The organism is Catenuloplanes niger (assembly GCF_031458255.1).
Classification (GTDB): Bacteria; Actinomycetota; Actinomycetes; order Mycobacteriales; family Micromonosporaceae; genus Catenuloplanes; species Catenuloplanes niger.
The window spans coordinates 8,785,958-8,809,137 of record NZ_JAVDYC010000001.1 but is presented as its reverse complement, the minus strand read 5'-3'; the positions used below and the strand labels follow the sequence as shown (position 1 = coordinate 8,809,137).

Below are 23,180 nucleotides of genomic sequence, written 5' to 3'. Positions count from 1 at the left end.
CCACCGGTGGCGCGGCGCGACGCCGAGCTTCTCCGCGATGGCCTCGGCGTCGGCCGGATCCGCGCCCGGCAATCCGGCGGCGATCGTATCCGCCATGGCCAGCCGTGCGACGTGGTCGATCTCGGCCAGGAAGGCGGGCAACCCGGTGGCGTCCGCGTCGTCGACCGCCGCGGCGGCGGCGCGGGCGATCCGGCCGCGGGGCAGATCGCGCTCGACGGTCACGGCCAGTCCCCGGTGGTTGATGCCGGAGCGGCGGCAGGCCGCGCGCACCACCTCGCCGACGCGCCGGTCGACGAACGCGGCGAACGGCTCGTGCGCGCGTGCCGGACCGGCGGCGACCGGCGTGAACGCGGCGGCGGCCGGTGCCACCACCGCCAGCTTGGCCGGGTCGGTGTCGTCCAGCACCACCGCGGCGTCCACGGCGCCGAGCGCGCCGCGCAGTTCGAGGGCGGTGACCGCGTCCGGGGCCGGGTCCAGCAGCCGGTTCGGGATGCCCTGGACGCGTACCGGTCCGGCGGTGACCGCGGCCACGGCGTCGTCGATCCCGGCCCACGGCCGGACCGGCGGCCGGACCGTCGTGGTGGCCGGGTCCACGTGCAGGACGGCGTCGAAGCGATAGCGGGTCAGCTCGGTGTCGGCGGCCATGAACTTCGGGTAGACGGCCAGCCGTACGTCACGTCCGCTGCCCGCGGCCGCGGTGGCCAGCGCCGCCGGGTCGAAGTTCAGTTCGTCGTCGCGGCGGGCGCGGGCCGCGGCCCGCACGGCGATCTCGTCGTCGTCGGCGTGCGGGTCGGCGGCGCGTTCCAGCCAGCGGCAGTACGCGTCCAGCAGCCCGGCGTGGCGGTTGTCGCCGACGACCACGGTGCCGCCGGGCGCCACGGCCCGGATCGCGTCCTGCACCACCCGGGTCAGGTAGGCCAGGTCGGGGAAGCACTGGGTGACCGAGTTGATCAGTACGCAGTCCGGTGCGGCGGCCGGCAGCCCGTCGGCGGGAACGGCGTCGTGCGCGGCAGCGCGGACGAAGACCTGGCCCGGCTTGGCCCGCGTCCGGTGCCGGTCGATGATCTCCTGGGCGACATCGGTGCCGACGTACGTGGTGAGGTGCGGGTACAGCCGGTCGGCCAGCAGGCCGGTGCCGCAGCCGAGTTCGCGCACGTGGCGAGGGCGGCCAGCGAGCACCAGCTCGACGGTGCGCGCGATCCAGTCGGTCATGTGCTCCTCCGGCAGCGGCGCGCCGGTGTCCGAGGCGCGCCAGCCGGCCAGGACCGAGGTGTCGCCGGCGCTGGCGTAGGTGAAGTCGTAGACCTCGGCCCAGTGGTCCAGGTACTCGCGGACGAGCGGGCCCGGCTGCGGGCGGACCGCGGTCGCGTCCGGTCGCAGCCGCACCCGTACGCCGGTGTCGTCGTGGGTGGCCGCACCGATCCAGGGGTGGGCCCGCAGCAGATCCAGCATGGTGGTGGTCATCTCCGATTCCGTCTCACAGGTGCCGGTCGAGCGCGGCGTTGATCAGCTTCGCGACCGTGTCGATCGCCGGCCGGCGCATCAGCGAGTAGTGGTCGGCGTCGACGCCGGTCACCTCCGGTGGCGTGGCCAGGTGCGCGGACCAGCCGAGGTCCGGCAGCCCGGCGGGGGTGTCGTCGACGCCCATGCCGATGCCGGAGTTGCGGGTGGCCGTCCGGTCGGCGCGGATCAGCACGGTGTGCGTGCGGTCGTCGGTGTGCGGCGCGGGACGGTGCCCGGCCAGGCCGCGCAGGTGCCGGTCGAAGACCGCCAGCCGGGCGCGCAAATCCTCCCGGGCACCGAGCAGCCGGTGGGCGCGCAGCCGTTCGGTGGCCCGCTCCCAGCGGCGTGCGGTCGGCTCGGCGAGCAACTCCGCCCGTGCGCCGGGTGTGCCCACGCCGAGGTCGACACCGAGGTACGCCTCCAGCGCGCCGAGGTGCCGGACGAGCACCTGGCCCTCGGCCTCGTCGGCGTCGCCGGGCATCGCCGTGATGTACCCGGGGTCGTTGGAGTCGAGCATGAGCAGCAGCGCGACGTGTTCGCCCTGTGCGTGCAGCGTCCGGGCGACATCCTGACCGAGGCTGCCCCCCATCGACCAGCCGCCGAGCAGGTACGGCCCGTGCGGCCGGACCGTACGGATCACGTCCGCGTAGAGCCGGGCCAGCCGGGGCAGCTCGGCGGGGACGTCCGCGCCGGCGAAACCTGGATCGGTCAGGCCCACCACCGTGACGCGCTCGTCGAGCTGCAGTGCCAGCTCGGTGTAGCAGGTCACGTCGCCGCCCGACGGGTGGATGAGAAACAGCGTCTGCCCCGCCGTGTCCGCGGCTCGCAGCGTGACGGCGACGTCCTCGGCCGCAACCGGCCGGCGCCGCCAGGACTCCGGATCGGCGAGCTCGCGCAGCCGGTCCAGGTAGCGGTCGAACGCGCGGTCCACGTCGGACGGGTCCAGCACCGGCTCCAGCGTGTCCCACTGCACCAGCAGCTCGCCGTCGCGCTCGATGACCTGGTGGTCCAGCACCACCTGCGGCGTCTGACTGAGCGCGCCGATCTGCCGGCCCGCCCACTCCAGGTCGTGCTCGCCGCCGATCACGTCGTCCAGGCCGAGCGCGCTGGTGAACACGACCGGGACGGAGGCGACCGTCCCGGATCCGGCCGACTTCTCGGCGAGCACGTCGAGCGCGGAGAACAGCCGGTGGTCCAGGTCGGTGAAGAGCGTGCGCTGGGCGCGTTGGGCGTGCGCGCCGAACGTGCCGGGCGTACGGCGGTCGACCTCGTGCAGCACCAGCGAGGTGAAGTCGCCGACCACGTCGCCGACGGCCGGGTGCAGGCCGGGACGGTCGAACAGCGTCAGCATCACGGCGAAGCGGTCGTCGCCGCCCCAGCCGGCCAGCAGCTCGCCGTACGCGGTGAGCAGCGCCGCGGTCGGTGTGACGCCGTTGGCGGCCGCGTGCCGCTTGAACGCCGCCCACCGCTCCGCGTCGAGCCGGGCCGCATGCCGGACGAACCGGGCGCCCTCCTCCACCGTGGAGACCGGCAGCGCGGGCGCGTCCGGCAGCGATTCCAGCCGCTCCCGCCAGTAGCCGGCGGCCCGTTCCCACTCGTCGGTGCCGCGCCGCGCGTCCATCGCGGCGACGCAGCCGGCGAAGGTGACCGGCACGGCCGGCAGCTCGTCGTCCGGGTGCTCGTAGAAGTGCCGCAAGTCGCGGTTGATGATCCAATAGCTGCCGGCGTCGCAGACGAGCACGTCGACGCCGAGGAACAGCCGGACCCGGCCGCCGGGCAGCCGGGCGGCGCGCACCTGGACCAGCGGCCACCGGTCGGACGGGCCGGGCTTGCGGAACACCTGCTCGCGCAGCTTGGCCAGCCGCTCCTCCCGCCGGCCGGGGTCGGCGGTGGTCAGGTCGGTCGCGCGGATGCGGTAGTGTGGCACGTGGTCGAGCTGCTTCATCCGGCCCTGGCCGGTGGTGATGGCGCGCAGCATCGGGTGCCGGGCGATCACCCGGTTCCAGGCGTGCTCGTACCGGTCGAGGTCCAGCTGCTCGCAGTCGTACTCCAGCGCGAAGTGGCAGGCGGTGTCGCCGAAGCGGTAGCCGCCGGAGCGGCCCATCCAGTACGCGTGCTGCACCCGGGTCATGCCGAACGTGCCGTCCTCGGCCACCCCGCCGGTGAGCTGCGGGACCGGGTCCTCGGGCGCCCGGGCGGCGGCGGCGATCGTCTCCGCCAGGCCGGCCACGGTGGGCCGGGCCAGCAGATCACGCAGGCTGAGCCGGATCCGGTACCGTTCGGCCAGGCCAACCAGCATGCGGGTGGCCAGCAGCGAGTGGCCGCCGAGCGCGAAGAAGTCCGCGTCGCTCTCCCCGACCGGCGTGCCGAACAGCTCGGACCAGGCCTCGGCCACCTCCGCCGCCACGCCGGTCAGCGAGTGCTCCAGGCGGGCCTCCCGGCGCGGCGCCGGGCGGTCGGCGACGGCCATCCGGGCGCGCAGGTCGGTGGTGGACACCGCGACGACCGGTGGCGCGACCCCAGCGTCGCAGGCGGCGAGGATCGCGTCCAGCGCCCGCATGCCGGTGGCGGCGTCGAGCGCGTAGTCGAGGTTGACCTCGCGTTCGGTCCCGAGCGGGCCGACCTTCCAGGCGTCCCAGACCACGCTGACCCAGCGGGTGCCGTCGGCCGGCAGTCGTTCCGCGAGGCCGTTGAGGAAGCCGTTGCCAGCCGAGTAGGGCCCGGTGCCGATGCCGCCGACCAGCGTGCCGGCCGAGGACATCAGGATCACCCGGCGCGGGCGGTCCTCGTCGGCGAGCGCGGCGATGGCGGCGTGCAGCGACAGCGCGCCCCGCGCCTTGGCGTGCAGGTGCCCGTCGACGTGCGCGGCCTCGATCCGCCGCATCGGCGGCAGGTCACCGGAGGCGACCACACCGGCGGCGTGCACCACCACGTCCAGCGCTGATCCGGCGCTCAGGTCGGCGAGCAGCGCGGCGGTGGCTGCGGCGTCCCCGGCGTCGAGCACCCGGACGGAGACGTCGTGCCCGCGGCGGCGCAGCTCGTCCACGCCGTCGGTGCGGGCGCCCGAGCGGGAGGTCACCACGATGCGCATGCCCTTCGCGGCCAGGTGCGCGGCCACGGTCAGGCCGACGTCGCCGAGACCACCGATGATCAGCGCGGTGGCACCGGGCCGGACGGCCGGGGCGTCCGTCGGGGCCGGCCACGGGGCCATCCGGCTGGACCAGCGCAGCCCGCCGCGCACGGCGACCTCGGTCAGCGACGGGCCGGTGCGCAGGTCGGCGAGCTCGGCCACGATGGCGGGACCGGCGGCCGGCAGGTCCGGCACGTCCAGCGTGCGCCAGGACAGGCCGGGCTGTTCCTGGGCGATGACGCGGGGCAGCGCGCGGGCGGCGGTGGCCGCGGGCGCGGGACGGTCGGCGCTCTCCACCCGACAGGCCCGCTCGGTGACCTGCAAGAGGATCGGGGGCGGCGGGTCCAGCGCGGCGACCGTGGCCGCAGCGGCGCCGTGGCCGAGGATCAGCTCCGCGGCGCGGTCGGGGTCGCCTCCGGCCGGGGCGACCAGCACCACGCCGTCGACGGGCGCGGACACCTCGTCGGTGCCGCCGGCCTCCGCGCCGTGCCCGCGCAACGCGGCCGCGACCGTCGCGGCGCCGGCGGTGTCGCCGAGGATGAGCCAGCGCCCGCCGAGGGCGGTGACCGGGGCCGGCGTGGGCTCCTGCGTCCAGCGGGCGACCTGGAGCAGCTCGGCGGCGGCCGCGTCCGGCTGTGGCGCGCGCTCGGCCGGCTGGATCCACAGGCGACGGCGCTGGAAGGCGTAGCCGGGGGCGAGCACCCGGCGTCGGCCGGGCCGATGCGTGGCGGAGAAGTCCACCGGTACGCCGTGCGTCCACAGCTCCCCGGCGGCGAGCCGCGCCGCGGCCAGGTCGGATACGTCGTCGCGGGTGAACGTGGTCACCGTCGCGGCCAGGTGGGCGATGCGGTGCCCTCGGGCGGCCGCGACCAGGGCGGCGCCGGGCCCGGCCTGGACCAGCACGGTGGGTGTCGACTCGGCCAGCGCCGTCCGGAGCGCGGCGGAGAACCGCACCGGCGCGCGCAGCTGGCGTACCCAGTGCTCGGGGTCGGCGAAGTCGTCGCCGACCATGCCGCCGGTGAGCGAGCTGATGGTCGGCACGGCGGGACGGCCAGCGCGCACGGATCGGGCGGCCCGGCGCATGCGGGGCAGCTCCGGGTCGATCAGGCGGGAGTGGGCCGCCGAGTTCAGCGGCAGCCGGGACGGTGACAGGCCACGGGCGGCAAGCACGCCGGCGAGCGCGTCGATGATCTCGGCCGGGCCGGAGACGACGCCGGAGTCGGGCGCGTTCACGGCCGCCAGGTCGGCGCCGGGGTGGGCGTCGAGCAGCGCGACGATCTCGGGCTCCGGCAGCGGGACGGAGAGCATCGCGCCACCGCCGGCGGCACCGGCCAGCGCCTGTGAGCGCACGGCGACGAGGGTGGCCGCGTCCGGTGCGGTGAGCGCGCCGGAGACGACCGCGGCCGCGTACTCGCCAAGGCTGTGCCCCAGCAGGGCGTCCGGCACGATGCCCCAGGAGCCGAGCAGCCGCGCGGTCGCGACCGAGACGGTGAACAGCGCGGGCAGCCCGGTCGCGGCGGAGTACGCCATGGCGTCGTCGCCGCCGGTGATCAGCGTGCGCACGTCCGTGCCGAGCCGCTCGCGGAACAGGGCGGCGAACTCGTCGACGGCCGCGGCGAACACCGGCTCGGCCGCGTAGAGGCCGGTGGCCATTCCCGGGTACTGGCTGCCGCCGCCGGGAAACAGGAAGACCACCCGCGGTACGCCGTCCGCCCGCGCCGGTGGGGTGTGCCGGGTCGGCGTCTCCGGTCCGGTGACCACCGCGCGGCGGTGCGGGAAGTGGGTGCGGCCGCGCTGCAGCGTGTGCGCGGTGTCCGGCAGGTCGCCCCCCGGGGTGTCCGTGACCGTGGCGTCCAGCGCGGCGCGGTCGTGGGCGGAGAAGACCAGGATCTGCGGCCGCTCGTCGGGCGGGGACGCCGGGCGGTCGGGGGCGGGGCCGAGCAGCACGTGCGCGTTGGTGCCGCCGATGCCGAACGAACTGACGCCCGCGTACGGCGCGGTGTCCCAGGCCCGGGTGCGGGTGACGACCGAGAACGGCGAGCCGTGCAGGCCGAGCTGCTCGTTGATCGGCTCCGCGTGGAGCGAGGCGGGCAGGGTCCGGTGCTGGATCGCCAGCACGGTCTTGATGAACGAGGCGATGCCGGCGGCCGAGTTCGCGTGGCCGATGTTGCTCTTGACCGAGCCGAGCCCGCACCAGGCCTCCGTGCCGCCGTCCGCGTGCCCGAACGCGGTCCGCAGCGCCGCGATCTCGATCGGGTCACCGAGCCGGGTGCCGGTGCCGTGCGCCTCGACGTAGCCGACGTCGGACGGGGTGAGCCCGGCCACGGCCAGCGCCTCGGCGATCACCCGGGCCTGTCCGCGCAGCGACGGCGCGGTGAAGCCGACCTTGTCGGCGCCGTCGTTGCCGATCGCGCTGCCGTGCAGCACCGCGAGGACCGGGTCTCCGTCGGCGAGCGCCTCGTCCAGGCGGCGCAGCACGACCGCGCCCACCCCCTGGGAGTAGACGACACCGGTGCCGCGGGCGGAGAACGGCCGGACCGTGCCGTCGATCGCGAAGATGCCGTCCGGGACGTACCGGTAGCCGTGGCCCTGCGGCACGATCAGCGACACTCCGCCCGCGACGGCGGCGTCGCACTCGCCGGCCAGCAGCGCCTGGGCGGCCACGTGCACCGCGACCAGCGAGGTGGAGCAGGTGGTGGTGATGTTCATCGCCGGGCCGGTGAGGTTGAGCCGGTAGGCGGTCTGCAGCGGCAGGTAGTCCGCCTGGGTGGCGATGGTGGTCTCCAGGCTGCCGATCGGATCTCGGCCGCCGGTGGGGTCCCAACGCCCGGTGAGGTTGCTGGCGAGGTAGGCGCTCTGCGCGGCGCCGGCGAAGACGCCGATGGAGTCGATACCGGCCCCGCCGCCGTGCCCGGCGCGCTCCAGCGCCTCCCAGGCGGTCTCGAGGAACAGCCGGTGCTGCGGATCCATCAGCGCGGCTTCGGCGTCGGTGAGGCCGAACGGCACCGGGTCGAAGAGGTCCTGGCCGTCGATCAGCCCTCCGACCGGCACGTAGTCGGCGCGGCGGCGCAGCGTCGCCGGTACGCCGCGCGCGGCCAGCTCATTGTCGGTGAACCGGGTGAGGCCGCTGCGGCCGTCGCGCAGCAGCGGCCAGAAGTCGTCGACGCCGGGGGCACCGGGGAACCGTCCGGCAACGGCCGTGACCGCCAGCAGCGGCGGTGGCTCGGCGCCGGCGGGCGGTTCGATGCGGACGGTGGGTGGCGGTGTCATCGCACTCCTCGGCGCTGCACGGAGTTGGGGCTCCATGGTTATACCTAGTACTGACAATCGTTTCCAGGAGCAGGTGGCGATTGTGAATCACGATACTGGAAATAATTGTCATTTTCATGTTCTAATACCGGCGCTGAGGCCGCTCTGGGAGGGACACGCATGCCCGCGTCGTACGTACCGCCGATCGATCACGAGACCGAGGTGCTCGCCTGTCTCGCGGAGATCCTCGATCTGGACCCCGACGCGGTTGATCCCGGCCGGCGGCTCACCGAGCTGGGACTCGACTCGTTCGCGGCCGTGCGGCTGCGTCGCCGGCTGCTCGAGGATTTCGGGGTGGATCTGCCGCTGACGGCCTTTCTGGACGCGGCGACACCGGCCACTGTGGCCGTCGCCGTCGCCGCGTCCATGACCGCCGCGCCACCGCGGCCGGAGGCGCCGGCCACGGCCGTCACCGGCGACGCGCCGTCCAATGAGGACGGCGAGCCGTTCCCGCTGACCGCGATCCAGACCGCCTACCTGGTCGGGCGGGACCCGTCGTTCCCGCTCGGCGGCGTGGCCACCCACTTCTACTTCGAGTACGACCGGCGTCCCGGCGGCGACCCGCATGCGGACCTCGCACGCCTCGGCGAGGGCTGGGACCGCGTCGTGGCCCGGCACCCGATGCTGCGCGTGGTCATCGACGACGAGGCGCGCCAGCGCGTGCTGCCCGAGGTCCCCGCGTACCGCATCCCGGTCACCGACCTACGCGACGCGCCGGACCCGGACCGGCGGCTGGCGGCCATGCGCGCGGATCTCTCCCACCGCGTACACCCGGTGGAGCGCTGGCCTCTGTTCGACATCCGGGCCGCGCTGCTGCCCGACGGACGCACCCGGCTGTTCGTCGGCATGGACATCATCGCGCTGGACATGGCCGGCTGGATGCGGGTGATGCGGGAGTGGGGCCGGTTCACCGCCGACCCCCAGCTATGCCTGCCGCCGCCGGCCACCACGTTCGCCCGGCTGCTGGAGGGACGCGCGCACGACCCGGCCGAGTCCGCCCGCCGCGACCGCGACCGCGCGTACTGGGCGGGCCGGGCCGGCACGCTCCCGCCCGGCCCCGCGCTGCCGTGGACCGCGGACGCGGCCACCCGCGGCGTGCCCCGCTTCACCCGGCACGCCGGCGAACTGAGCGCGCCGCGGTGGGCACGGCTGCGCGGGCAGGCCGCCGCGCGCGGCCTGTCGCCGACCGCGGTGCTGCTGGCCTCGCTCGCCGCGGTGCTCGGCCGATGGGGCGCCGCCGCGCCGTTCTGCCTGAACACCACGCTGTTCGACCGGCCGCACGACGACCCGGACGCGCTGGCGGTGGTCGGCGACTTCACCACCACCGTGCTCACCGAGGCGGCGCCGCTGGACGTGTCCGGTGCCGAGGGCTTCGACCGGTACGCGGCCGCGCTCAACCGTCGCTTCTGGAGCGACCTGGAGCACCGGTCGGTGTCGGCCGTGGAGATCCTGCGCGGCCACGGCGACCTGACACCCGCGTACCCGGTGGTGTTCACCAGCGGCGTGGGCCTGGCCGACGAGAGCGAGCCGCCGACCGCCTGGCTCGGCACCGAGGTGTTCGGCATCTCACAGACCCCGCAGATCCTGATCGACCACATCGTCTGGGAGGACGGCGACCGGCTGCGCGTCGCCTGGGACGTCGTCGACGGCGCGTTGCCGGACGGGTTCGCGGCAGGCCTGCGCGACGCCCACCTGCGCCTGCTGCACCGGCTCGCCGACGAGGAGCACGCCTGGACCGATCCGGCGCTCGGCTGGGACCCGTCGTTCCGGCCGGACGAGCCCCTCGAGGTGACGCCGTTCGGCGACTGCGGACCGCTGATCGACGGCCCGGGCCGCGCCGCCGCGGACCGGCACCCCGGCGGCGTCGCGCTGGTGTACCGCGACGACACCGTCAGCCACGGCGCGCTGCGTCACCGGGCCGCCCGTACCGCGGCCGCGCTCGCCGGCCTGGGACTCGGACCGGGCGACATGGTCGCGGTCGCCGCGCCCAAGGGCGCCGCGCAGATCGCCGCCACACTCGGCGTGACCGCCTCCGGCGCCGGATATGTGCCAGTGGAACCGAACTGGCCCGCGGCCCGCATCGCATCGGTCTGCGCGCAGGCCGGGATCCGGCACGCGCTGGCCCTCGACGTGCCGGACGGCTCCTGGCCGGACAACGTGCGGGTGCACGCGCTGGACGCCGACGGCGTGCCGGCCGGCCTCACCGCCGCGGCCTCGCCCGCGCCGGCCCGCCCGGACGAGCTGGCGTACGCCATCTTCACCTCCGGCTCCACCGGACGGCCGAAGGGCGTCGCGGTCGAGCACCGCCAGGCCCGCACCACCCTGGACGACCTCGCCGACCGCTGCCCGTTGACGCCGGACGACCGGGTGCTGGCGTTGTCCGCGCTCTCCTTCGACCTGTCGGTCTACGACGTGTTCGGCGTGCTCGGCGCCGGCGGCGCGATGGTGCTGCCGGACCCCGGCCGCCAGCGGGACCCGGGACACTGGCTGGACCTGATGGGCCGGCACCGGGTCACCGTCTGGAACACCGCGCCAGCGCTGCTGGAGATGCTGGTCGAGTACGCCGAGATCGACCCCGAGGCGGCCGCCGAGGCGCTGGCGTCGCTGCGCCTGGTGCTGCTGTCCGGCGACTGGATCCCGGTGACGCTGCCGGACCGGGTCCGCGCGCTCGCGCCAAAGGCCGAACTGCTCAGCCTCGGCGGCGCGACCGAGGCCTCCATCTGGTCGATCTGCTACCCGATCGGCACGGTCGACCCGGCCTGGCCCAGCATCCCGTACGGCCGGGCGCTACGCGGGCAGTCCTTCCACATCCTCGACGCCGACGGGCACCCGTGCCCGGCCGGCGAGCCCGGGGAGCTCTACATCGGCGGCGACGGCGTGGCCCGCGGCTACCTCGGCGACCCTGAGCAGACGGCACAGCGGTTCAGCACCCATCCGGTGCTGCGGCGGCGCGTCTACCGCACCGGCGACCTCGGCCGCTGGCGCTACGACGGGACCATCGAGTTCCTCGGCCGCGTCGACCGGCAGGTCAAGATTCGCGGGCACCGGATCGAGCTGGGCGAGATCGAGTCGGTGCTCAGCCGCGCGCCCGGCGTGCGGCAGTGTGTGGCCCGCGCCGTGCCCGGACCGGACGGCGGCGCGCGACTGGTCGCCTACGTCGCGGCCGGCGACGGCGCGGCAGTGACCGACGAGTCGCTGGCCGGGCGGCTGCGGGCGCACCTGCCGGAGTACATGGTCCCGAGCCGCTTCGTGCGGCTGGCGCACCTGCCGGTCACCGCTAACGGCAAGGTGGATTACGACCGGCTGGGCAACCCGTTCCGCGACGGCGTCCGCCCGGCACCCGCGCCGCCCACGAACGCCGCGCCGCAGGGCGTGAACGCCACACCACAGGACGCGGAGGCCGCACCACAGGCCGGGGACGCCGCCGCGCCGGATGATCGGCCGACGGCGGGCCTCATCCCCGGGCGGCCGGCCGCGGTGCCCGAGGAAGGCCTGACCGCACTGCTGGTGGACGCCGCCCGGGCCGGGTTGGAGGTCCGCATCTCGGTCGGCGGCGGGCGGCTCGACCCGATCGCCGCGCTGCGCGCCGCAACCGAGCTGGCCGTGGCCGCCCGCACCGCCGACGGCGCCTACGAGGTGATCCCGGAGCTGGACGGCGGGTCGCTGCTCGGCCTGCGCATCGCGGCACGTCCGCTGCCCGACGTGGAGCCGGTGACGCCGGCGCGGCCCGGCGCGGAGCCGGTCGTGACGGCGGCGCCGCGGGCCGACGCGCCCGACGCCGCCACCGAACGCGCGGTGCGGGACGTGTTCGGCGAGCTGCTCACCGTGCCGATCGACGTCACCACGCCGTTCTTCGATCTGGGCGCCACCTCGCTCACGCTCGTGCGCGCCCACCGCCGGCTGGTCGCACGCCTGGACGTACCGCTGGTCATGGTCGATCTCTTCGCCCATCCGACGGTCCGTGACCTGGCTCGCCTGATCGACGCCCGTCGCACCGCCGCACACCCGGCGCCGGCTGCCGTCGCCGCCGTCTCCACTGCCCCGCCCGCCGCGACGGGGCGGGCGGCCGGGCGCCGGTCCGCACGCGCGGCCGCCGCACGCGCCACCCGATGAATCCGGAACACACAGGAAGCACCCGATGAAGCGACGCACCATCCTCACCGCCCTCGCGCTGATCGGCGGCGCCTCGGCGACCGGCTGCGGCAGCAGCGGCGGCGACGCGACCGCGGCCACCACCGACACCCTGCGCTACGTGTCGATCGGCTCGCCCGCCACCGCGAGCGACGACCCGCACGGCGGGCTCGGCAACGAGTCCGACGCCCTCCGCTTCGCCCTGGTCTACGACGTGCTGACCGGCCAGGGGCCGGACGGGCGCACCGTGCCCCGGCTTGCCGAGTCGTGGCAGCCGGACGACACGCTCACCCGGTGGCGGTTCACGCTGCGCAAGAACGCCACCTTCAGCGACGGCCGCCCGGTCCGCGCCGCCGACGTGCTCTACTCCCTGCGCCGCATCGAACGCAAGGCCGCGGAGAACTACGGCCGGCTGTCCAGCTTCGACATGGCCGCCTCCCGAGTGATCGACGACCACACCGTCGAGATCGTCAGCCGTACGCCGTTCGCGGAGGTGCCGCGCGCGCTGGAGTCGATGACGTTCATCGTGCCGGACGGCAGCGACGACTTCACCGCCGCGGTGCCCGGCTCCGGGCCGTTCCGGCTGGTCGGCAACGACGGCCAGACCGCGGTGCTGGAACGCCGCGACGGCTGGTGGGGACCCGCGCCGTCACTGCGCCGCGTCGAGGTCCGGGCGGTGGCCGATCCGCAGGCACGCGCCCAGGCCGTGCTCTCCGGGCAGGTGGACGTGGCCGCCAGCATCGCGCCGGCCGCTGCGAAGCAGGCCGAGGGGCGCGACGACGTGAGCCTGGTCCGGCGGCCGGCCGTGACCATGTACCCGTTCGTGATGCGCCTGGACCGCAAGCCGTTCGACGACCCGCGTGTGCGCGAGGCGATCAAGCTGGCCGCGGACCGCCCCGCGCTGGTCGAGTCGGTGTACCTCGGCTACGGCCAGACCGCCGACGACGTGCTCGCCCCGGCGGACCCGTCCGCGCCGAACGGTCCGGCACGCCGCGCCCGGGACCTGGCCAAGGCGAAGCAGCTGCTGGCCGAGGCCGGGCACGCGGGCGGCCTGGCGCTGACGTTGCACACCACCACGTCGTACCCGGGGATGGACACGGCGGCGACGCTGTTCGCCGGGCAGCTCGCCGAGGCCGGCATCACCGCGAACGTGCGGCTGGAACCGCCGGACACGTACTTCACCACGGTTTGGGCGCAGAAGGACTTCTACACCGGCTACTTCGGCGGCATCCCGTTCTTCGACGTGGCCCGGGTGGCGCTGTTGTCCGGCTCGCCGACGAACGAGACCGCGTGGCGGCGGCCGGAGTTCGACACGGCGCTGAACGCCGCGCTGGCCGAGCCGGACGAGACCGCGCGCAACGCCGCGCTCGGCGTCCTGCAGCAGCAGATCCGCGACGAGGGCGGGTACGTGGTCTGGGGCACCGGCGAGGGCCTGGACCTGACCCGTCGCGGCGTCGAGGGACTGCCCACCGGCGCCGGGTTCGGCCGGCTCTTCATCGATCAGGTGCGGATCTCCGGATGATCCGGTGGGCGCTGGTCCGCGCCCCGCTGTTGCTGGCCGGCGTCTCGGTGGCGGTGTTCGCCGCCACCGAGGCGCTGCCCGGCGACGCCGCGCTGGCCCGGACCGCGGGGCGGGCGACCGCCGCGCAGCTCGCCGCGCTGCGCGCGGACGGCGGCCTGGACGATCCCGTCTGGCTGCGGTATCTGCGCTGGGTGTGGGGGCTGCTGCGGGGCGACGCCGGCGTCTCGCTGCTGTCCGACCGCCCGGTCTCGGACTTGATCGGTCAGCGGCTGCCCGCGGCCGTGATCCTGGCCGCGGCCGCGCTGGCCGTGACCGTGCCGGTGATGCTGTCGCTGGCCTGGGTGGCGGGCACCGGCTCGGTGGCCGGCCGGTACGCGACCGCGCTGGTGACCGCGACCGCGGCGGTGCCACAGGTGGTGGTCGCGGCCGGGCTGACCGCGCTGTTCGCCGGCGTGCTGGGCTGGCTGCCGCCGGTGTCGCTGGTGCCGGCCGGCGGCGCTCCCCCACCGGCGACACTGATCCTGCCCGCGGTGTCGCTGGCGCTGCCGGCCGCCGCGTACGGCGCGATGCTGCTGCGCGGAGTGGTCGCCGACACCCTGGCGCTGCCGTGCGTGCGGGACGCCGAGCGCCGTGGCCTGTCGCGGCTCACCGTCGCGCTGCGCTACGCCCTCCCGCCGCTCCTGGCGCCGACGGTCCGCATCCTGGCGCTGGTCAGCGCCGGGCTGTTCGCGGCGACGGCCGTGGTGGAGACCATGTTCGGCTACGCCGGCCTGGGCGAGCTGCTGGCCGGCGCGGTCGCCAACCGGGACACCCCGGTGGTGCAGGCGGTCGCGATGCTCGCGGCGGCCGTGGCCGTCGGCGGGCTGCTGGTGGCGGACGTGCTCGCCGCCGCCACCGATCCATACCGGGCTCGGTCGTGAGGCGCGTGCTGCGGCCGGCGCTCGCGGCGCTGATGATCGGCGTCGCGCTGTGCGGCGCCGCCCTGGTCCCGCACGACCCGCTGCTGCCGCTCGGCGCACCGTGGGGTCCGCCGAGCGGAGACACGCCGCTGGGCACGGACGCGCTCGGCCGCGATGTGCTCTCCCGGGTGCTGGCCGGCGGCCGGCACCTGACCGGTACCGCCGGACTGGCCGCGCTGATCGCCTCCGCGACCGGCATCGCCGGCGGCCTGCTCGCCGGGTGGCGCGACGGCCCGGTCTCCCGCGCGCTGTCCGCGCTGGCCGATCTGCTGCTGGCGATCCCACTGCTGCTGATCGCCATGCTGCTCGCGGTCACGCTGCCCGGCACGGTCGCGGTGGTCGCCGCGACCGTGTGCGGCGGCGCGCCGCTGACGCTGCGGATCGTGGCGGACGCGGTACGGCGTGTCCGGACGGCCGGCTACGTCGAGGCCGCACTCGGCCGCGGCGAGTCCGGGCCGGCGATCCTGCGCCGGGAAATGCTGCCCGCGCTGGCCGGCCTGGCCGGCCAGGACCTGGGCGCCCGGTTCGTGGTGGCCTTACAGATCGCGGCCGCGCTGAGCCTGCTCGGGCTGGGCCTCGCGCCGCCAGCACCGGACTGGGCCGCGATGATCCGCGAGAATCTGGGCGGCGCCGGCCTGAACCCCGCGGCGCTGGTCGCGCCGGCGGCGGCGCTGGCGCTGCTCTGCCTGGCGGTCAGCGCGGCCGGGCACGCGGCGGTCGCACGCTCCCGAGGACCGCGATGAGCGCGCCGGCCGGGATGAACCGCGACGGCGAGTGCGGCCCGACGCAACGCTCGACGATCGCCGCGTCGCCGAGGGGACGGCGATGAGCCGGAGTCTGGAGGTCCACGGTCTGCGGGTGGTCGACGCCGCCGGGCGTACCGTCGGCGTGCTCGGTGATCTTTCTGCGGCGCCGGGCGAGGTGGTGGCCGTGACCGGCGCCTCCGGCGTCGGCAAGACCGTGCTGCTGACCGCGTTGCTGGACGCGCTCGAGCCGCCGTTGCGCCGCGCCGCGGGCACGGTCCGGTGGCAGGGGGTCCCGGTTGACCCCGGTCGCGTCGCGCGGCGGTGGCGACGCACGCACGCCGGTGTGGTCGGCCAGGATCCGCGGCAGACGCTGCATCCGCTGCTCACCGCGGTGGCGGCGGTGGTGGAGGCGGGCGTGTCCGGGCCGCGGGCCGCCGCGACGTTGACCCGGATGGGGCTCGACCCGTCGCTGCACCGTCGGCGGGTCCACCAGCTCTCGGGCGGTCAGGCACAGCGCGTCGCGATCGCCCGGGCCATCGCGGCCGGGCCGCCGCTGCTCATCCTGGACGAGCCGACCAGCGCGCTCGATCCGGCCGCGCTCGCCCTGGTCGCGGACGCGATCCGGTCGCGGCGCGGCGACCCGGACCGGGTGACGCTCGTGGTCTCGCACGACGCGGACTTCGTCGCCTCGGTGGCGGACCGGGTGGTGCGCCTCGGCCCGGCCCCGGCGGCACCGACCATGGCGACGCGGGACATGGCACCCGTCGCGCGCCCGGCGGCGCCGGCACCGGTACTGCTGGAGGTGCGCGGGCTGACGCTCGCCCAGCCGGCCGGTGGCCCGGTGCTGGTGTCCGACATGGACCTTCAGGTGCACGCTGGCGAACTGGTCGCCGTGCGCGGGCCGTCCGGGTCGGGCAAGAGCACGCTGCTGCGGGCGCTGGCCGGCCTGCATCCGGTCGAACGCGGGGATGCGTGCCTGGCCGGGGAGACGCTGCCGTGGCCGGTGCGGCGTCGCCCGGCCGGCCTGCTGCGGGCCGCGCAGCTGGTCGGCCAGCACCCGGCGGACGCGCTGAACCCGGCGCATCCGGTCGGCGCCGCGATCGCCCGTCCACTGCGGACACTGCGCGATATGCCGCGGGCCCTGCGGCCGGCGGCCGTGCGGGAGCTGCTGGAGCGGGTCGGTCTCGATCCCGGCCTGGCTGGTCGGCGACCGGCCGGGCTGTCCGGCGGTCAGCGCCAGCGGATCGCGCTCGCCCGCGCGCTGGCGGCCGGACCCCGCCTGCTGCTCGCCGACGAGATCACCGCCGCACTCGATCCGGCATCCGCGGCCGGCGTGCTGGATCTGCTGGACGCGCTGCGCCGCGACGGGCTGGCCGTGCTCGCGGCCACCCACGACTCCGCGGTCGCCGCACGCGCCGACCGCACACTTCGCATTCAGGAGACACCGATGGGAGAAACATCATGACAACCGGGACCGACGGGTACGACGTGGTCGTCATTGGCGGCGGCGCCGCCGGGCTCAGCGCGGCGCAGGTGCTCGGCCGTCAGCAGCGTCGCACGTTACTGGTCGACGGCGGTCCGCCGCGCAACCGCCAGGCCGACGGCGTCCACATGTTCCTCAGCCGGGACGGCTTCTCCCCGCTGGAGCTGCTCCGGACCGGGCACCGGGAGCTGGAGTCCTATTCGTCCGTCGAGGTGGTGCGGGCCAGGGCGACGTCGGCCGGCGGCGGGATCGACGACTTCACGGTCACGCTCGACGACGGGACCGCCCGTCGCGCCCGGCGGCTGCTGCTGGCGACCGGCCAGACCGACCGGCCGTGGGACGTGGCCGGCCTGGCCGACCGGTGGGGCCGCAGCGTGCTGCACTGCCCGTTCTGCCACGGGTGGGAGGCCCGCGGCAGCAGCATCGTGGTCCTCGGCCGGGAGCCGGCCGAGGTGATGCTCGCCGCGTACGTCGCCGACCGGTACAGCGACGACGTCGTGGTGGCCACCGACGGCCCTCACACGCTGCCAGAGCCGATCCTGGCGAACCTGCGCGCACTCGGTGTCCGCGTGGTGGAAACGCCGGTGGTGGAGCTGCGCGGGGATCACGGTGACCTGACCGTCGCGCTCGCGGACGGCGGCGCGCTCCCCTGCCAGGTGGTCTTCCACCGGGCGCCGGTGGAGCTGCAGACGGCGCTCGCCACGCAGCTCGGCGCGCAGCTGCTGCCGGACGGGTACGTGCGGGTGGACGAGTTCGCCGCGACCAGCGTGCCCGGGGTGTCCGCGGCCGGCGACGTGGCCCGCCTCGCGGCCCTGCCGGACGGCCTGACCCTGGTGAGTCAGGCCGCCGCGGACGGGGTGCGGGCGGCGGTCTGGCTGGAGCAGGGGATGTTCCGGGCTGGGCTGCCGGTGCCGCTGGGCTGACGATCAGCCGGTGGGGGCGGTCACGGCCCGGACCAGGCCACCCTCCACCGGCTGCGCCTCCAGGCCGACGGCGGCCAGCTCCGTCACGAGCGCGGGGACGGACAACACGTGCCAGGCGTACGACACCGCGGCCTCGCGGACGACGGTGCCGGCCGCGTCCCGCACGCGGTAGGTCATGTGCCAGGTCAGCTGTCCGGGCCCGGACGGCTCGGCGCGGCCGCCGCCCTCGTACACGTGCCCGCCCACCGGCACGCGCGCGAAGACCGTCTCCTCCACCGGCACCGCCTCGTCCGGCGGCTGCACATTGACCACCAGCGGCGCGCTCGGCGGCAGCGTACCGGCGACGCGCCGCCACAGGTCCCGGCGCGCGTCCGGCGCGAGGTGGCCGATCATATTCAGCGCCAGCACGGCGGCGGCGCGGCCGGGCAGCGCCACGGTCTCCGCCGGGTCGCCGAGCACGCTGACCCGGGCACGCAGGTCCGGATCCACGCCGATCCGGGCGAGCAGTGCCGCGCGCAGCGACGACGACGGTTCCACCGCCGTGATCAGCGCCTTCGGTAGCGCGGCGGCGATCGTGGCCGTGCCGAGCCCGGTGCCCGCACCGAGGTCGACGACCGGCCCGTTCGCCGGATCCGCTCCGTGCAGCGCCGCGGTCACCGGGCCGCGGAGCGCGTCCCACATGCCGTGGCTCATCAGGTCCAGGAACTCGGCCGAGTCCCGGTACTCGTCGCTCACGCGTTCACGCCGGCGGACTGGTGGCGAACGTCCCTCGCCGGGAAGCACGTGACGTGCATGATCGGCCGGCATTCGGAATGCCTGTCGCGCTTCATGACGGTTGGCGTCCTCTCTCGCCCGGCGGGCACCTGCCCGCCACCTCCTGCTAGAAACGGTTTTCATTATAGGCGGCGATGCGAGGCCGGCGCGGCGCACCGCTCCCCCTGGCCCCGGACGGCAGGCCGGGACCCTCCCGGGGCAGCCCGGGAACCGGTGGCGGCGGGCCGGCAGGCCGACGGCCCATGAGCCCTCGAACTGGTGAGCGGCGCCGGCATGCGGCGAGTCGCGCCTTGTGGACGAAGGGCCAAGACGGTCGAGTCGGCGTCCGGCGACACGGGCCTCAACGGTGAACGGGAATGTCCACCCGCCGGGCTTCGATCACGGATTTCACCCGCCGGAGAAGTGCCGCCGCCTTGAAGGGCTTGGCGATCAGCGGGATATGGCCGGGCAGGGGTTGGCTGTTCGCGGTGTGATCGGCCGTGTAGCCGGACATGAGCAGAACGGGCAGCGAGGGCCGCGATTCCTGCACGGCGTCGATGAACTCCGTCACCGTCATCCCGGGCATGATGACGTCGGACAGGATCAGATCGAAGGCCTGGCCGGTATCGCGGACGAGTTCCAGCGCCTCGGACCGCGTCGCGGCATCGAGTACGGAGTAGCCCGCCCCGGAAAGGATGCGGCAGGCGATTCGCCGGATGCCGTCGTCGTCCTCGACGATCAGGACGCGCTCGCCGTCACCTCGCGCGCCCGGGCCGTCCTTGTCCTCGGACGGCTGCTCGGCGTCCGAGTGCCCGGAGGCGGGCAGGCAGACGGTGATCGACGTGCCCACGCCGACCTGGGAGGTGAGTGCGAGCGTGCCGGCGGCCTCCGTCACCGCCCCGTAGACCGTGGAGAGCCCGAGTCCGCTGCCCTGTCCCCGGCCCCTGGTGGTGAAGAACGGCTCGAAGGCACGCCGCTTCACTTCTTCGGTCATCCCGCAGCCGGTGTCGCTCACGGTAAGACAGACATGTCCGTCGTCATCGGTACCGGTGGCAAGGATCAGCCGCCCGCCGTCGGGCATCGCCGCACGCGCGTTGACCACCAGGTTCATGATGATCTGTTCCAAGCGACTGCAATCGATGAAGACCCGCGGAAGGTCCGGCTGGACAGCGATCCGGAAGTCGATGTCCTCTCCGATGGTCCTGCGTAGCAGACGCTCGATCTCGGCGACGACGGCGTTGAGGTCGACGGTCTCGGGCTGCGACGGCTGGAGGCGGCTGAAGATGAGCAGCTGCCGGGTCAGCGCGGCGGCCCGGCGTGCGGCGTGATCGATGCTCTCCATGTCGTGCCGGCTCGGGTGGTCCTCGCCGAGATCCTCGAGGACGAACCGGACGTACCCGCTGATCACTCCCAGGAGGTTGTTGAAGTCGTGCGCGATGCCGCCGGCCAGTTGGCCGAGCGAATCGAGGCGTTCGGCCTGGTGCAGTTGATGCTCCAGTTCCTCTCGGCGGCGGGCGGCCAGCACCTGCTCGGTGATGTTGCGCAGCACCCCCTCGCCGATGGTGGCGCCGTCGTCCACGACGAGCACCAGGCGTTGTTCGATCCAGCCGAGGCTGCCGTCCGGCAGCCGCCAGCGCACGGTGAGTGGCGCATCCGGCGGCGACTGCCAGGACCGGCGCAGCGCGTCTCGGTCGGCGGGGTCGACCGCGGCGAAGAGTAGCTCCTCGTCGTTCTGCAACTGCTCCGGCGAGTGACCGGTGAGGGCGGCTGCGGCGGGGCTGATGTACTCCAACCGCGGTGTGGCACCCAGCCGGTAACGGAACACGACGTCCATCAGATGCTCGGCGACCAGCCGGAAGCGGTCCTCGCTGCTGCGCAGCGCCGCCTCTGCCCGACGCCGCTCACGGCGCTCCTGAGCCTCGGCAAGCTCCCGTTGCACCGCCGGCGCGAGCCGGGTGAGGTTGTCCTTGAGCACGAAGTCGTGCGCTCCCGCGCGCATCAGCGACGCGGCCGGCTCCTCGCCGATCTGGCCGGAGACGACGATGAACGGTATGTCCAGGCCGGAGGCGTGCAGCAGCACCAGGGCGGCTCGGGCGTCGAAGGACGGCATGCTGTTGTCCGAAATGATGATCTCCGGTGGCGAGGACCGTAAGGCTCGGGTCACGTCCTCGGCGGTTTCGACCCGCTCGTACTCGATGTCGAGCCCGGAGCGGCGTAGCCGGTTGATGACAAGCAAGGCGTCGTCCTCGCTGTCCTCGATCAGGAGCACCCGGGTGGTGGCCATGGCTCAACCCGCCGCGGCCCGGTGCTGCGCTACCTGGTTCACCAGCAGCCAATAACAGCCGAGCAGCCGGATGGCGTCGAGAAACTCGTCGAAAGCGACCGGCTTACGCACGAAGCTGTTCCCGCCCAGATCGTAGGTCCGCACGATGTCCTGGTCCTCGGAGGATGTGGTCAGCACGACGACCGGCAGGTAGCGGGTGCGCTGGTCCCCGCGGATCCTTCGCAGCACCTCCAGACCGCCGATCTTGGGCATGTTGAGATCGAGCAGGACCAGCGCCGGCAGCGGCTGCTGCCTGTCCTCCGGGAAGAGGCATTTCAGCGCCTCTTCACCGTCGGAGGCGATTTCCACGGCGTTGGTGATGTGGTTCTTGCGCAGCGCACGCAGGGTCAGCGCTACATCGTCGGCACTGTCGTCCACGAGGAGAATCCGGCCTTGGCTGCTCGTCATCACGCCTCCCTCTCGCTCATCAGGTTGAAGTAGAAGGTCGCGCCGCGGCCGGGCTCGGCCTCAGCGAAGATGAGCCCGCCGTGCCGACGTACGACGCGGGCGACAATGGCAAGACCGATCCCGGTGCCCTCGAAGTCAGCGGTGGAGTGCAGCCGCTGGAAGGCGTTGAAGAGCTTGTCGGCGTATTGCATGTCGAAGCCCGCGCCGTTGTCGCGCACGAAGATGAGATCCTCCCCGCCGCGTTGGCAGCGGCCGACTTCGATCGCCGGATCAGCGCACCGCCCGGTGAACTTCCAGGCGTTGGCGAGCAGGTTCTGCAGGGCCAGGCGCACCAGGTGCGGGTCCCCGTAGAGCGTGAGGTCGTCTGCGACGCTCAGCCGCACCGACCGGCCGGGATCGGCTTCGCTCAGGTCAGCGCCGATGTCCTTCGCCATCGCCGTCAGATCGAAGACCTCCCGGGCAAGCTCGACGCGGGTGGCGCGAGAGAGGTTCAACAGATCGTCGATCATCCGGCCCATGCGCCGTACGTTGCGCTGCAACCGGCTCAGGTAGTCCTTACCGGTGTCGTCGAGGACGTCGCCGTAGTCTTCCAGCAGCGCCTCGCTGAACCCGTGCAGTGATCGCAGCGGCGCGCGCAGGTCGTGCGAGATGGAGTACGCGAACGCGTCCAGCTCGCGGGTGGACGCCTCCAGCTCGGCGGTGCGTTCGCGGACGCGTTTCTCGAGTTCGGTGTTGAGCCGTCGGACTTGCTCCTCGGCCTGTTTGCGATCGGTGATGTCGGTGGAGATGCCGCAGACCGCGTACGGCTCGCCGTTGCTGTCCAGCACCGGGAACTTGACCGAGATGTAGGTGCGGAGACCGTCTGCGCTGTCCGCCGTCTCCTCGTACTGCACGGTGGTACCGGCACGGGCGACGTCGAGGTCGTTCGTTCGCAGCCGGTCGGCCAACTCCGGCGCGAAGACGCCGTGGTCGGTGAGGTTGATGACCTCCTCCCGGCGCACCCCGAACAGTCGTTCCCACTCTCGATTGACGAGGATGTACTGCCCGTTGTCGATGCGCTTCATGTAGATGTTCGACTTGGTGTTGTCGATCAGCTTCAGCAGCTGGCTGTGGCTGGCCGCAGCCTCCTGCCGAGCGTCGGCGCGGGCCCGCTCCATCCGGGCCACCGCCCAGGCGGCGTAGAGCCCGAAACCGATCAGGGAGGCGACGCCCAGGCCGGTCAGTAGAGGGGCGAACCTGTCGAGCCCGAGCCAGATCGCCGCCCCGGTGACGGTCAGCGTGCCGGCCAGCACCACGGCCAGCGCGCGGACGAGGCGACGGGATTCGGGGCCGCTGACGCTGAGCCGGCCCAGCATTCCCTCGCGGGGACGGGCCACGAGGGTGCCGAGCACCACGAGGCCCAGTCCGGCCGCCTCGGGCAGGGCAGCGGCGCCGAACGCGCCGACCGGGTCTTCGCCGTAGCGTCCGTCCGCCGCCGCGAAGAGGTACCCGAAGCAGGTGACGAGACACAGACACGCGGCGGCGCCCAGGAGGCTGTGTGCGACGGTCGGCGCCTGGCCATCGAGAACGGCCACGGCTGCCTGAGCGGCGGCGGTCAACAGCAGGCTGGCCGCGATCACGATCTGCCCGGAGCGGCTGCCGTGCCCGCCGCCGACGGCCAGGGTCAGCGCCAGGGCCGCGGTCAGCAGGCCGGCCAGCGTGACGACGCGGGTCAAGGCCACCCTGCCGGGGGATGTGGTGGCGGTCGCCAGCAGGGGCAGGCCGAGACCGAGAGCGATCAAGGTCGCGGCGATGCCGGGCTGGGTCCGGGACAGCATCCCCGGGGCCGAGAGCAGGACGTCCCAGCCGGCGAGGAGCGCGGCACCGAGGGCTATGGCCAGCGCACCGGCCGCGGTGGCCACCACCGTCCGAGTCGATGTCGGAGACCGCCCGGCAGTGATCGCGGAGGTGTCGGAGCGCGCGTCGACCGTCTGGACGGGATCTGTCGGCG

11 protein-coding genes and 1 pseudogene are annotated in these 23,180 nt (G+C 74.5%); 6 read left to right on the top strand and 6 right to left on the bottom strand.

The window, feature by feature from the left end:
• Nucleotides 1–183: 183 nt before the first annotated feature.
• Nucleotides 184–1,464, bottom strand: a pseudogene (locus J2S44_RS43055) (class I SAM-dependent methyltransferase); the annotation flags it as partial.
• Between the two features lie 13 nt (nucleotides 1,465–1,477).
• Entirely contained in the window at nucleotides 1,478–7,903 is a 6,426-nt protein-coding gene (locus J2S44_RS38650; RefSeq protein ID WP_310424848.1) for an SDR family NAD(P)-dependent oxidoreductase, read from the bottom strand.
• A 159-nt stretch (nucleotides 7,904–8,062) separates the two neighbouring features.
• Here J2S44_RS38650 and J2S44_RS38645 point away from each other — a divergent pair, with 159 nt between their 5' ends.
• The 6 genes from J2S44_RS38645 to J2S44_RS38620 all read left to right on the top strand — a co-directional run bounded on the left by J2S44_RS38645 (nucleotide 8,063) and on the right by J2S44_RS38620 (nucleotide 17,706).
• On the top strand, nucleotides 8,063–12,055 hold the full coding sequence (locus J2S44_RS38645; RefSeq protein ID WP_310424846.1) for a non-ribosomal peptide synthetase: 3,993 nt from the start codon (nucleotides 8,063–8,065) through the stop codon (nucleotides 12,053–12,055).
• Between the two features lie 25 nt (nucleotides 12,056–12,080).
• Nucleotides 12,081–13,595: an ABC transporter substrate-binding protein gene (locus tag J2S44_RS38640; protein ID WP_310424844.1), complete on the top strand. Its 1,515-nt coding sequence runs from the start codon at nucleotides 12,081–12,083 to the stop codon at nucleotides 13,593–13,595.
• Nucleotides 13,592–14,515 carry an ABC transporter permease gene (locus tag J2S44_RS38635; RefSeq protein WP_310424842.1) on the top strand — a complete coding sequence of 308 codons (924 nt, stop codon included), beginning with the start codon at nucleotides 13,592–13,594 and terminating at the stop codon, nucleotides 14,513–14,515. Before J2S44_RS38640 ends, J2S44_RS38635 begins: the two co-directional genes overlap by 4 nt.
• A 32-nt stretch (nucleotides 14,516–14,547) precedes the next feature.
• Nucleotides 14,548–15,297 carry an ABC transporter permease subunit gene (locus J2S44_RS38630; RefSeq protein WP_374728050.1) on the top strand — a complete coding sequence of 250 codons (750 nt, stop codon included), beginning with the start codon at nucleotides 14,548–14,550 and terminating at the stop codon, nucleotides 15,295–15,297.
• Between the two features lie 82 nt (nucleotides 15,298–15,379).
• Nucleotides 15,380–16,765, top strand: a complete 1,386-nt coding sequence (locus J2S44_RS38625) for an ABC transporter ATP-binding protein (protein WP_310424838.1) — start codon at nucleotides 15,380–15,382, stop codon at nucleotides 16,763–16,765.
• Entirely contained in the window at nucleotides 16,762–17,706 is a 945-nt protein-coding gene (locus tag J2S44_RS38620; protein ID WP_310424837.1) for an NAD(P)/FAD-dependent oxidoreductase, read from the top strand. The genes J2S44_RS38625 and J2S44_RS38620 overlap by 4 nt, the downstream gene beginning before the upstream one ends.
• 3 nt (nucleotides 17,707–17,709) lie before the next feature.
• Here the strand turns inward: J2S44_RS38620 and J2S44_RS38615 are convergent, their stop codons facing one another.
• The 4 genes from J2S44_RS38615 to J2S44_RS38600 all read right to left on the bottom strand — a co-directional run bounded on the left by J2S44_RS38615 (nucleotide 17,710) and on the right by J2S44_RS38600 (nucleotide 23,094).
• Nucleotides 17,710–18,441, bottom strand: coding sequence for a class I SAM-dependent methyltransferase (locus tag J2S44_RS38615; protein WP_310424835.1), 732 nt, complete (start codon nucleotides 18,439–18,441; stop codon nucleotides 17,710–17,712).
• A 379-nt stretch (nucleotides 18,442–18,820) separates the two neighbouring features.
• On the bottom strand, nucleotides 18,821–20,743 hold the full coding sequence (locus J2S44_RS38610; protein ID WP_310424833.1) for a hybrid sensor histidine kinase/response regulator: 1,923 nt from the start codon (nucleotides 20,741–20,743) through the stop codon (nucleotides 18,821–18,823).
• A gap of 3 nt (nucleotides 20,744–20,746) precedes the next feature.
• Entirely contained in the window at nucleotides 20,747–21,190 is a 444-nt protein-coding gene (locus tag J2S44_RS38605) for a response regulator (protein ID WP_310424831.1), read from the bottom strand.
• On the bottom strand, nucleotides 21,190–23,094 hold the full coding sequence (locus J2S44_RS38600) for a sensor histidine kinase (protein WP_310424829.1): 1,905 nt from the start codon (nucleotides 23,092–23,094) through the stop codon (nucleotides 21,190–21,192). The genes J2S44_RS38605 and J2S44_RS38600 overlap by 1 nt, the downstream gene beginning before the upstream one ends.
• Between the last annotated feature and the right edge of the window lie 86 nt (nucleotides 23,095–23,180).